Origin of the sequence: Priestia filamentosa (assembly GCF_900177535.1) — a bacterium.
Taxonomy (GTDB): Bacteria; Bacillota; Bacilli; order Bacillales; family Bacillaceae_H; genus Bacillus_I; species Bacillus_I filamentosa.
Map to the genome: position 1 here is coordinate 182,696 of NZ_FXAJ01000002.1, position 12,366 is coordinate 195,061.

General features: G+C 37.8%; 10 protein-coding genes. 8 read left to right on the top strand and 2 right to left on the bottom strand.

Features of this window, described 5'->3' with window-relative positions; translation table 11 throughout:
- The first annotated feature begins 135 nt into the window (after nt 1–135).
- The 8 genes from B9N79_RS08085 to B9N79_RS08120 all read left to right on the top strand — a co-directional run bounded on the left by B9N79_RS08085 (nt 136) and on the right by B9N79_RS08120 (nt 10,655).
- Nucleotides 136–2,037 (top strand): sigma-54-dependent Fis family transcriptional regulator, encoded by a 1,902-nt coding sequence (locus B9N79_RS08085; protein ID WP_040057895.1) that lies wholly within the window; start codon nt 136–138, stop codon nt 2,035–2,037.
- 137 nt (nt 2,038–2,174) lie between these two features.
- Complete coding sequence (gene kdgD / locus B9N79_RS08090; RefSeq protein WP_040057894.1) at nt 2,175–3,107, top strand: 5-dehydro-4-deoxyglucarate dehydratase; 933 nt, start codon at nt 2,175–2,177, stop codon at nt 3,105–3,107.
- Nucleotides 3,108–3,147: 40 nt separating this feature from the next.
- The gene (gene gucD / locus B9N79_RS08095) at nt 3,148–4,614 is read left to right on the top strand and encodes an alpha-ketoglutaric semialdehyde dehydrogenase GucD (RefSeq protein ID WP_040057893.1); all 1,467 of its coding nucleotides are present in this window, start codon (nt 3,148–3,150) and stop codon (nt 4,612–4,614) included.
- A gap of 144 nt (nt 4,615–4,758) precedes the next feature.
- A complete protein-coding gene (locus tag B9N79_RS08100; RefSeq protein ID WP_085118107.1) occupies nt 4,759–6,144 on the top strand; it encodes an MFS transporter in 1,386 nt (461 codons plus the stop codon).
- A 32-nt stretch (nt 6,145–6,176) separates the two neighbouring features.
- Nucleotides 6,177–7,547 (top strand): glucarate dehydratase, encoded by a 1,371-nt coding sequence (gene gudD, locus B9N79_RS08105; RefSeq protein WP_046217511.1) that lies wholly within the window; start codon nt 6,177–6,179, stop codon nt 7,545–7,547.
- Nucleotides 7,548–7,719: 172 nt separating this feature from the next.
- Nucleotides 7,720–8,424 carry a FadR/GntR family transcriptional regulator gene (locus B9N79_RS08110; RefSeq protein ID WP_019395412.1) on the top strand — a complete coding sequence of 235 codons (705 nt, stop codon included), beginning with the start codon at nt 7,720–7,722 and terminating at the stop codon, nt 8,422–8,424.
- 149 nt (nt 8,425–8,573) lie between these two features.
- Entirely contained in the window at nt 8,574–9,038 is a 465-nt protein-coding gene (locus B9N79_RS08115) for a MarR family winged helix-turn-helix transcriptional regulator (protein WP_019395413.1), read from the top strand.
- Between the two features lie 12 nt (nt 9,039–9,050).
- Nucleotides 9,051–10,655: an MDR family MFS transporter gene (locus B9N79_RS08120; RefSeq protein WP_372450215.1), complete on the top strand. Its 1,605-nt coding sequence runs from the start codon at nt 9,051–9,053 to the stop codon at nt 10,653–10,655.
- Nucleotides 10,656–10,680: 25 nt separating this feature from the next.
- On the opposite strand, the gene B9N79_RS08125 is transcribed toward B9N79_RS08120, so the two are convergent.
- Together B9N79_RS08125 and purT are read right to left on the bottom strand one after the other, a co-directional pair.
- Nucleotides 10,681–10,962 carry a hypothetical protein gene (locus B9N79_RS08125; RefSeq protein WP_040057890.1) on the bottom strand — a complete coding sequence of 94 codons (282 nt, stop codon included), beginning with the start codon at nt 10,960–10,962 and terminating at the stop codon, nt 10,681–10,683.
- 55 nt (nt 10,963–11,017) lie between these two features.
- Nucleotides 11,018–12,181 (bottom strand): phosphoribosylglycinamide formyltransferase 2, encoded by a 1,164-nt coding sequence (gene purT, locus B9N79_RS08130; RefSeq protein WP_040057889.1) that lies wholly within the window; start codon nt 12,179–12,181, stop codon nt 11,018–11,020.
- Between the last annotated feature and the right edge of the window lie 185 nt (nt 12,182–12,366).

Genomic DNA, 12,366 nt, shown 5'->3' on the forward strand with positions numbered 1-12,366 from the left:
AAAATAAGTGTAGATGTATCATTTTGCAACATATGTTCACAACACTTGGTGTATTTTGCGAGAGATGAGAAAGGAGAAAGACAAGAAAAGGCGAAAAAGATAGAATAGATATCTTGGAGAAAAGGGGAGAAAATAATGGGAAAAATAATTTTTATTGCACCGGATAAAGCTCTTTATAAAATGGGGCAAAACATGATAAAAAGGTTGTCTTTAGAAAGCGAAGTAGAAATCTACTTATCAAGGCTTGGGAGAGCAGTTAAACTAGCTCGTAGCTTACAAAATGATTATGTAGATGTCATTATTTCAAGAGGTGGAACAGCGTCTCTTTTGAGAAAAGAAAACTTAAATATTCCACTTGTTGATATTCGCGTTACTGGGCAAGATTTAGCAAAGTGTTTTCATGAAAGCAAGAAAAAAACAGGTCTTGTTTCACCTAAAATAGCGCTTTTTGCTTTTGAAAATATGAAAGAAGAAGTAGAAGGTTTATCCTCTATTTTGAATGTGTCGCTGTCCCTTTATAAATTAGAGAAAAAGGAGGATATTTTTACAAAAGTTGACGACCTTTTATTTAAAGACGCAGATATTATTGTAGGGGGAATGAGCACTGCTGTTTATGCACGTAAAAAAGGATTTCAAGCTTGTGTGATTCATTCGGGAGACTTTGCCATTAAGAATGCTCTTTTAGAAGCTAAACGAATTGTAAAGGGTCGGAAAATAGAAAAGAAGAGAACGGAGATGTTCAAAGCGTTGATAGATTACTCAACACAAGGAGTAATTGGGGTAGACGATAAAGGCTTGATTAACGTATTTAATGAAGCAGCTGAAAAGCTTTTAGAAATAGAAGCTAAAAACATTATTGGAAATCCTCTTTCTACTCTTTTTCCCTTCTACTCTTTTCACGATTTGAAGGAGAAAAATGAGCTAGGCGAAACGAAAATATATGGAACAAAAACGTTTCTATTTCATAAAATCCCTATTATTGTAGATGAAAAGATGGTAGGAGGAATGGTTGCTTTTCAAGATATTACACATATTCAAAAAATGGAGGAGAAAATTAGAAAAGATGTAGGAAACAAAAACTTCACAGCTTCTTATACTTTTCAAAATATGTTCGGTATTTCAGAAGAGTTAGACCGTGTAAAAAGGACAGGACATAGAATGGCTAAAACAGAAGCCACTGTTCTTATTTCAGGAGAATCTGGAACAGGGAAAGAACTTCTAGCTCAAAGCATTCATAGTGAAAGTGAGCGAAGAAATGGTCCATTTGTTGCTATAAACTGTGCTGCTCTTCCTTCTTCTCTTCTTGAAAGTGAGCTTTTCGGATATGAAGAAGGAGCGTTTACAGGAGCAAGACGTAAAGGAAAGAAAGGGCTGTTTGAACTAGCTCATAGAGGCACAATATTTCTTGATGAGTTAGGTGAAATGGATGCGTCTGCCCAAAGTAGATTGTTAAGGGTACTTCAGGAGAAACAATTTATGCGTGTAGGAGGTCATCAGTACATCTCAACAGATGTTAGAGTGATTGCTGCTACAAATCAAAATTTAGTTGAAAGTGTACAAAAAGGAACATTTAGAGAAGACTTGTTTTATCGATTGCACGTTTTATCCATTACGATTCCACCTCTTCGTGATAGAAAAAGCGATATTCCTTATCTTGCTAGGCTTTTTCTTCAGCATTATAACGAGAAGTATAAAAGAACATTCTCCCTAAGTGATGATGCATATAAGATGTTGGCGAAGCAACAATGGTTAGGAAATGTAAGGGAATTAAAACATTTTATAGAGAAACTTGTTGTTGTAGAAGAAAAAGATAGGGTGAAGCGAGAAGATATTTCACATTACTTCGAAGTGAACGCAATGGCTAAGGAGCAGGAAGAGCAGCAGTCATTACAAGAAAACGAAAAGGAAAAAATTAGAGAAGTCGTAACGGAATGTTGTGGTAATATCTCGAAAGCAGCACGTCTTCTAGGCATTAACCGCAGTACCCTTTATCGAAAGTTACGAAAATATCATATTAAAGTAGAGAAGTCTTATTGAAAAGAAGAAGATGCTCTTTTGTTAGGCTTATGGATTAGTGTATAAAAAATAATTTTTTGTAACCGTTGACAAAACAATTTAATTTGTCTTACAATAAAATTGTAAATTATCAGAATGTTTGGAAAGGGGAAGAAGATATGACGATTACAAGAAAAGCACCGACGGGGATTCTAGGTTTTCCTGTTGCTCCATTCAATGAGCAAGGGAAAATAGATGAAAAAGGATTAGAAGCTAACATTCAATTTTTATTAGATGAGGGATTAGAAGCTATTTTCATTGCGTGTGGATCTGGAGAATTCCACGCTTTAAATACAAGTGAGTATGAGAAAATGGTCGAGGTCGCTCAAAGTGTTGTAAATGGTAAAGTACCTGTTTATACAGGAGTAGGAGGGAATTTATCAACAGCACTTGAGTGGGCAAAGATTTCAGAAGATAAAGGGGCAGACGGTTATCTAATTCTTCCTCCTTACTTGATTAAAGGAGAGCAGGAAGGACTTTATGAATATCTCAGAACAATTATTGACTCTACAAGCTTAAATGCAATTGTGTATCAAAGAGACAATGCGGTGCTACAGCTACCAACGCTTCAAAAATTACTTGATCTGCCACAGCTTGTTGGTTTAAAAGATGGTTATGGAAATATGGAGCTCAATATTCAGTTAACACAAACAGTTGGAAAACGACTAGGGTGGCTGAACGGAATGCCGATGGCGGAAGTGACAATGCCTGCATATGCTCCAATTGGATTTGATTCATATTCTTCAGCAATTTCAAATTACATTCCACACGTTTCAAGAATGTTTTATGAGGCAATCTTAAATCAAAATCAAGAGCTTGTAACAGAGCTTTATCAAAACGTTATTCTACCTATTAACTCGATTCGTCATCGAAAATCAGGCTATGCTGTATCACTTATTAAGGCAGGAATGGAGATTATCGGATTGCCGGTAAAAAATACGGTACGCCCACCTGTTGTACCTGTTGATAAAGAAGACTATCGCGATCTTGAAAAAGTAATTGAAAAAACATTCCAAAAATATCCAAAATCACAAAAAAGCGTTCTTTCTTAAGTCTGTACAAATTGTAAAAGCTTAATCAAGGAGGAGAACTATGAGCATTCATACAGAAGAAAAACAGTATCCAAATTTTATTAATGGAAAAGAAGTTTTCTCATCTTCAAGTGAAGTGATTAAAATTATCAATCCAGCAAATACAAAAGATGTTGTTGGATATGTTCAAAAATCAACAGAAGAAGATTTAAATGAAGCAGTTCAAGCAGCTGCAACAGCACAACAGAAATGGAAGAAACTATCAGGAGCTGAGCGAGGACAATATTTGTACGCTGTAGCTGATATTATGGAAAAGAAAATAGATGAAATCGCTCATTGTGCAATGCGTGAAATGGGGAAAACATTTGGTGAAACAAAAGGCGAAACAATGCGAGGAATTGCTATATTACGCTACTACGCTGGTGAAGGTATGCGTAAAGTAGGAGATGTGATTCCTTCAACTGATAAGGATGCGCTTATGTTTACAACACGTGCACCACTTGGTGTTGTTGGTGTCATTACGCCTTGGAACTTCCCTGTTGCTATCCCAATTTGGAAGATGGCACCTGCGCTTATCTATGGAAACACAGTTGTAATTAAGCCAGCAACTGAAACGGCGATAACGTGCGCTAAAATTGTTCAATGTTTTCAAGAAGCTAATATTCCAGAGGGAGTCATTAACATGGTAACAGGCTCTGGCTCTGTTATTGGACAAGGTATTGCGACTCATCCAGGAATTCAAGCCGTAACTTTCACAGGATCAGACGGAGTTGGAAAAAGAATCGGTCAGCAAGCACTTGCGCGTGGAGCGAAGTATCAACTTGAAATGGGTGGAAAGAACCCGGTTATTGTAACAAATGATGCAGATTTAGATTTAGCTGTTGATGGAACAATTAGCGGTGCATTTCGTTCAACAGGCCAAAAGTGTACAGCAACAAGTCGCGTTATTGTCCAAAGTGACGTTTATGAAGAGTTTAAAGAAAAGTTATTAGCTAAAACAAAAGAACTTGCGGTCGGTAATGGAAAAGACAGCAGCACATGGATGGGTCCATGCGCAAATGAAGGTCAGCTTAATACGGTTCTTTCCTATATTGAGAAAGGAAAAGAAGAAGGAGCAACACTTTTATTTGGTGGCGAACGATTAACAGAAGGCGAGCTTAAAGATGGTTATTATGTTCAACCTACTATCTTTGAAAACGTAAATTCCAAGATGACGATTGCTCAAGAAGAAATCTTTGGTCCAGTTATTGCGCTTCTTAAAGTGGAAAGTGTTGAAGAAGCTCTTCATATCGCCAACGATGTCGAATATGGTTTAAGTGCCTCTATTTTCACAACAAACATTAGCTCTATGCTGTCGTTCATTAACGAAATGGATGCAGGGCTTGTACGAATCAATTCGGAAAGTGCGGGAGTAGAGCTTCAAGCACCGTTTGGAGGTATGAAACAATCAAGCTCACATTCTCGTGAACAAGGAGAAGCGGCGAAAGAATTTTTCACAGCTATTAAGACGGTTTTTGTCAAAGGATAAATAGTTTCGCCTCAATATATAGATGGAAGAAAAACGGGGGTGATTTCTTCCATCTGTATAAAAAGGAAGCGCTTTACAATAAGGATAAGCATCAAGGGGGAACATGGGGAAAGCGCTAGATCATAGTGCAAGGGGAGGATAACAATGGGTCAAGCAAAATTAAGCATCGAAACTACAAGAAAAAGTCGGGTTCGCTGGTTTGTTGTCTTTATGCTTTTTGTTTTAACGACAATTAACTATGCTGACCGTGCAACGCTTTCAATTGTTGGTGACTCTGTACAAAAAGATCTTGGATTAAGTGCTGTATCAATGGGCTACGTCTTTTCAGCATTTGGCTGGGCATATGTTATTGGGCAGCTTCCTGGTGGATGGCTTTTAGATAAGTTTGGATCGAAGGTAGTTATTGCCGCGAGCGTCTTCTTTTGGTCTCTTTTCACTTTTTTCCAAGGCTTTATTGGCTTTTTTACTGCAGGAGTCGCTATAATTATGTTATTCAGCCTGCGTTTTATTGTAGGACTTGCTGAAGCTCCTTCATTTCCAGGGAACAGTCGGATTGTTGCCTCATGGTTTCCAAAATCTGAAAGAGGAACAGCCTCAGCAATCTTTAATTCCGCTCAGTACTTCGCATTAGTATTGTTTTCACCGCTAATGGCATGGATTGTACATAGATTTGACTGGCACATGGTTTTTATTGTGATGGGTGTTCTTGGAATGATTCTAGCAGCCGTATGGTTAAAAGTCATTCATAGTCCGAAAAAACATCCTCGTATAACTAAGGAAGAAATAGCCTACATAGAAGAAGGCGGCGGCTTAGTTGATATGGATGAAGGAACAGAAGCAAAAACAGGAAAAGAGAAAGAAGCAAAAAAAGGGCCACAGTGGTCTCAAGTGAAGCAGCTACTAACAAATCGGATGCTTGTTGGAGTGTATCTTGGGCAGTACTGTATTACAACACTAACTTACTTTTTCTTAACATGGTTTCCTGTCTATTTAGTTCAAGCGCGCGGCATGTCTATTCTAGAAGCCGGATTTATTTCTTCTCTGCCTGCAATTTGCGGGTTTGTCGGTGGGGTTCTAGGAGGAATTGTGTCTGATTTCTTCTTGAAAAAAGGGCGTTCTTTAACCTTTGCACGTAAAACGCCAATTGTAATCGGAATGCTGCTTTCCTGCAGTATGATTGCTTGTAACTATGTTGATGCAGAGTGGCTTGTTGTTGTGATTATGTCACTTGCGTTTTTTGGAAAAGGATTTGGTGCATTAGGTTGGGCTGTTGTTTCAGATACGTCGCCAAAAGAAATTGCAGGATTAAGCGGCGGACTTTTTAATACATTTGGAAACATTGCTTCTATTACAACACCTATCATCATCGGATATATCGTAAATGCGACAGGCTCTTTCAATGGAGCACTCGTTTTTGTCGGAGCAAACGCGATTGTGGCTATTCTATGCTACTTGCTTCTTGTTGGTGAAATTAAACGAGTGGAGTTAAAAGGTGCAGGAATGAAACCTGAAAGCAATCTTAAGATGTAAGCGCGTTCAAAAACAAAGGGGAGTGAATGGATATGACAAATTACGCAATTCAAAACAGTGGGATTCAAGGAGAAAAAGAGAAAACAGCACATATTACAAGTATGGAAGTGATCCCTGTTGCAGGTCATGACAGTATGCTATTAAATTTAAGCGGAGCACATGGTCCTTTTTTTACGCGAAACATCGTTATTTTAAAGGATAGCGCAGGAAATACGGGCGTTGGCGAAGTACCAGGAGGAGAAAAAATTAGAAAAACTCTTGAAGATGCTAAGTCACTTGTTATTGGAGAGAGAATTGGGCGGTACAACGCTATTTTGAATAACGTACGGGAGAAATTTGCAAACAGAGATGCAGCTGGGCGCGGATTTCAAACGTTTGATCTGCGCGTTACAATTCATGCTGTTACTGCATTAGAAGCAGCTCTTTTAGATCTTGTTGGAAAGTTTTTAGGTGTTCCTGTTGCTGCTCTTCTAGGAGAAGGTCAGCAGAGAGAATCTGTTGAGATGTTAGGTTACTTATTTTATGTAGGAGACCGTAAAAAAACAGATTTAGCATACAGAAGTGAAGAAGATCAAAAAAATGATTGGTTTAGACTTCGCCATGAAGAAGCATTAACACCAGAAGCGGTTGTCCGTCTTGCTGAAGCATCCTACGAACAATACGGGTTTAACGATTTCAAGTTAAAGGGTGGCGTGCTATCAGGGGAAGAAGAAATTGAAGCTGTGACAGCACTCTCTAAACGTTTTCCAAATGCAAGAATTACTCTTGATCCAAATGGAGCATGGTCACTTGAAGAAGCTATTTCTCTTTGTAAAAATAAGCATGACGTTTTAGCATATGCTGAAGACCCATGTGGAGCAGAAGGTGTATATTCAGCGCGTGAAGTAATGGCGGAATTTAGAAGAGCTACAGGTTTGCAAACAGCGACAAATATGATTGCAACAGACTGGCGTCAAATGGGTCATGCTATTATGCTCCAATCTGTTGACATCCCACTAGCAGATCCACATTTCTGGACAATGCAAGGTTCTGTTCGAGTGGCTCAAATGTGTCACGAGTGGGGATTAACATGGGGATCTCATTCAAATAATCATTTTGATATCTCACTAGCAATGTTTACTCACGTGGCAGCAGCAGCACCTGGGAATATTACGGCAATTGATACACATTGGATTTGGCAAGATGGTCAACGATTAACAAAAGAGCCGTTCCAAATTAAAGGCGGGGTTGTAGAAGTGCCAAATCGTCCTGGTCTTGGTATAGAAATTGATATGGAAGAAGTCGAAAAAGCTCATGAGCTGTATGAAAAGATGGGTCTTGGAGCAAGAGACGATGCAAAGGCAATGCAATATTTAATTAAGGATTGGAAATTTGATAACAAGCGTCCTTGTTTAGTTCGATAACAAAAGGTAATACAAACGTTCTTGAAAGCTCGAACAGTTCTCATATTGTTCGAGCTTTTTCCTTATAATACAACTACAAAGAAAAGCAAGCATAATTTTTAATGATAGATTGGTAATATGCAACATTCTTTCTTATAATAGAAGAAGTAGGATTTAAAAAGGAGGAATATGTATGACGGGTCCAATGAAGAAGGTTTCATTTAAATCTGTGAATCGAAATACCCTTGCTAAACAAGTTGTTGACCGAATTATTGAGCTTCTCATTAGCGGCCAGCTGAAACCGGGTGACAAACTTCCAACGGAGATGGAGCTTCTTGACGTTCTCCATGTTAGCAGGCCTGTATTAAGAGAAGCATTAAGTGCTTTAGAGATATTAGGGGTAATTACGCGAAAAACACGCGATGGTACATATTTTAATAACAAAGTAGGTACACAGCCATTTTCAGTTATGCTTGCTCTCGCAGTTGATAACTTACCTGCTATTGTGGAAGCTCGGATGACGTTAGAGCTTGGTCTTGTAACAATGGCTGCTGAAAAAATAACAGATGAACAACTTCAGCAGCTGAAGAAAACAATTGAAAATATTGAAAACAGCAAAGACCACAACTATGGTGAATTTGATAAAGAATTTCACCGCATTATTGCCACAAGTGCGGACAATCAAATTGTAGAAGGAATGATTCACTCTTTGCTCCTTACACATGAAAAAACGGATAATGAAATAACGTTTAGAGAACCAAAATTAACAGCCCAGCATCATACAGCGATCTATAATGCTCTTTGTAATCATGATCCAATTGATGCTTTTCAACAGATGTATAAACACCTTAAGTATGTAAGAGATAAAGTATTGAAATCATATAATCCTCCTCAATAAAAAAAACCTACCTTTCCACGTAAAGGTAGGTTTTTTTATAAGGAAATAAAATGATTGACTTTAAAGAAGATACGGATTAGAATATAAAAGCTCTGAAAAAACTGTTCTAAATGGAACAGTTCATAAATTTAATATTAAGTGAGGTAAATATGGAAAGTAATGAACTACGTGAAGGGCGTCCTGTAGAGCTTCTTAAATCATTTTGGAATGTGCAAAAAAATATGATGCAGCTTATCCAAAAAACAGCTGTAAATAATGGACTGTCCGTTCCTCAATATGTCATTTTAGTAACCATTGCACCATATGGGGAGATGCTTCAAAAAACAGTTGTGGAAAAAACGTTTCTTCCGAAAAGTACGTTAAGTCAAGCTGTTGACGGACTTGTTTCAAAAGGATTTATCGAGCGGCATCATGTAGAAGGAAACCGCAGAGAAGTAGAACTTTTGTTAAGTGAAGAGGGAAAACGTTTTTTAAAAGAGCTTCATGTTCAAAAAAGCGGAATACACGATGTTTTTCAAAGAGCAGCAGATGTATTAACAGAAAAAGAATATGAAGGAATTTTACGAACACATAATGAGATTTCTGCGCTTTTAGAAAGAAAAATAGTAGAATAGGAAAGAGGGAAAATAATGACAGTTGAAAATAATAAATCAAGCAATCGTAAGCTTGTTTTGACAGGACTTATTATTGCTATGTTTTTTGCTGCTCTTGATGGCACAATTGTTGGAACAGCAATGCCGAGAATTGTCGGAGATCTTGGCGGACTTAGCATGATGACATGGTTAACAACGTCATACTTATTAACATCAACAGCTGTTGTACCTATCGCAGGGAAACTAGCTGATTTACTTGGAAGAAAAACAGTTTATGTATCAGGTATTGTTATCTTTATGATTGCTTCTGCCCTTTGTGGATTAGCAACGAACATGACAGAACTTATCATTTACCGAGGATTGCAAGGAATTGGCGGCGGAATTATGATGCCAATGGCGATGATTGTAATCGGTGATTTATTCACTGGAAAAGAAAGAGCAAAATTCCAAGGGGTTTTCGGTGGTATTTATGGCTTAGCTTCTGTTATTGGTCCGCAGATTGGCGGTTGGATTGTTGATTCTCTAAACTGGAAATGGGTATTTTATATTAATCTTCCTGTGGGGATTTTAGCTGCAATCTTTATTGCTATCGGTCTTGAAAAACATGAACGAAAAGGCAAGATTAAATTTGATATTGCTGGAATGTTTACAATGATTGTTGGAGTTGTAAGCTTACTTTTAGCGCTAAGCTTTGGCGGCAAAGACTATGCTTGGGATTCATGGCAAATCCTTGGGTTGTTCGCTCTTGCTCTTGTTGGTTTAGTTAGCTTTGTTATTGTTGAGAATAGAGCAGCTGAGCCTATTTTACCAATGTACCTTTTCAAAAATCGAACGTTTACTCTTTTGAATTTAATCGGATTTTTAATGAGTGTTGGGATGTTTGGTGCTGTTACGTTCGTGCCATTCTTTATGCAAGGAATTGTTGGAGTAAGTGCAACAGAATCTGGCACAATTATGACACCAATGATGATTGCGATGATTGTAACAAGTATTATTGGTGGTCAGCTTGTCTATAAAATCGGTGTGAAAGCACAAATTATTACAGGCATGATTGTCATGGCATTCGGTTTCTTCCTATTAACAACACTAAACCTTCATACTAGTCAGCTTACTGCTATATCATATATGGCTATTATTGGTCTTGGGATGGGACTTGTAATGCCGATTATTACGCTTGCTTTACAAGAAAGCTTTTCAAAAGCAGAGCTTGGAGTTGTGACATCTTCAAGTCAGTTTTTCCGTTCAATTGGTGGGACATTTGGAATTACGGTGTTAGGAGCTGTGATGAATGCAAAGTCTGGCACGCTTTTAACAAATGACTTAGTTCCATACCTAGATACGCTTCCTGCTCAAGCAAGCACACTTGTTACAAAGTTAAAAGAAATGATTAGCACAAATCCACAAGGACTTCTGCAGTCATTATTTAGTCCAGACACCGTTAAAGGCATGCCAGGAGAAATAGTTCCTATTTTAAAAACATCTTTAATGGAATCTTTACACAGCGTATTCTTCGTCGGTTTTGCGCTTATTATCGTTGGTGCTTTATTTACGCTGTTTCTTAAGAAAATTAAGCTTGAAAATAAAAAAGGGGAAGCTTCTTCTGAACAAGAAGAGGGAGTTCCTTCCGCATCACATTAAAAAAAGAGAGCCTAGGCTCTCTTTTTTAATGTAAGGAATCAACATATTGCTTTGCTTCAAGAAGAGAAAACCCAAAATGTTCGCGGGCTTTCTTCACTGCTTTTATGTTTTCTCCATTTTTTACAAGCTGCTTTAGCTCATCTTTTACCTCTTCTTCATGTTGAAAGAAAGCATCATGCTTATCTCTTGTGATGAAGGCTTCTAACCTTTTCATTCTAAGGTCCATCTTTTTTTCTAATTGCGAGATACGACTTGAAATATAAAGAACGCCAAGCACTATTATAAAAAGTATGGTGAATATATCCATAGAAAAACCTCCCTTTTCAAATTTTATCATGGTGAAAAGGGAGTGTATATGATGATTAATCCAAACTGTTAATATGTAAAAAATCGTGAGCTGTTTTAGCTGTTTCACGAGCTTTTTCTACGCTCTCGCCACCGCAGAGGGCAACAGCTAAACGTCTCCCTACAGTAGCATCTGGCTTCCCAAAAACGCGTACTTCTGTATGTGGAAGAGCAAGTGCATCCTCCAATCCTCTGATTTCATATTCTTTTGTTTCTTGTGTTGATTTCAATGGTCGGCTTGCACCATGTAAGCTGAGCTTGATTTCAGGAATAGGAAAACCTAACAGAGCGCGAACGTGTAGAGCAAATTCTGATAGTTTTTGAGTTGCAAGTGTTACAAGACCTGTATCATGAGGACGAGGGGAAACTTCGCTAAAATAAACACGATCTCCCGCTAGGAAAAGCTCAACTCCAAAAAGTCCATATCCACCTAAGCCGTCTGTTATTTCTTTTGCAATTTTTTCCGCTTCTTTGAGCTGTTTTTCTGTCATATAGTGTGGCTGCCATGATTCAATATAGTCTCCGTTCTCTTGTTTATGGCCAATTGGAGCGCAAAATTTAGTTCCATTCACAGCTCTCACTGTAAGAAGGGTAATTTCAGAGTCAAAAGAAATAAATTCCTCGATAATAACGCGCGTGCTTTTTACACGTCCGCCTTCTAAAGCTATATTCCAGCATGATTTTAAATCTTCTTCACTGCGACAAATACTTTGTCCTTTTCCAGAAGAGCTCATAAGTGGCTTAATGACGCAAGGGTAGCCTATTTGTGCTACAGCTTCAGTAAACTCTTCATATGTATTTGCAAACTGATAGCGAGCTGTTGGGATATTCAGTTCTTCAGAAGCAAATCGGCGAATTCCTTCTCGATCCATTGTTAATTTAGTTGCTCTTGCATTTGGGACAACGTTAAATCCTTCTTTCTCAAGACCAACAAGTTCATCTGTTGCAATAGCTTCAATTTCTGGAACGATAAAGTCTGGCTGTTCTTTTTGGATGATGTCACGAAGGGCATGTGAGTCTAACATATCAATGACATAATGTTTATGAGCAACATGCATTGCTGGAGCATTTTCATAGCGATCAACAGCAACTGTTTCAATGCCAAAACGCTGGGCTTCAATCATTATCTCTTTTCCAAGTTCACCTGCACCTAATAAAAGCATTTTCTTTCCGCTAAACATAATAAAACTCCTCCTTGTCTAAAAACGAATTATGAATCTTGATCATTGTTTAAAGTTCGGTTTTTAAGTTTATTTGATTCGTTAATAAGACTAATTTCTTTTATTAATCCTATTTTAACGTACATTTTATTTTTACGAAAGAGTAATGTTCAGACTCTTTATCAAACTTAGCAAACTGTATAATA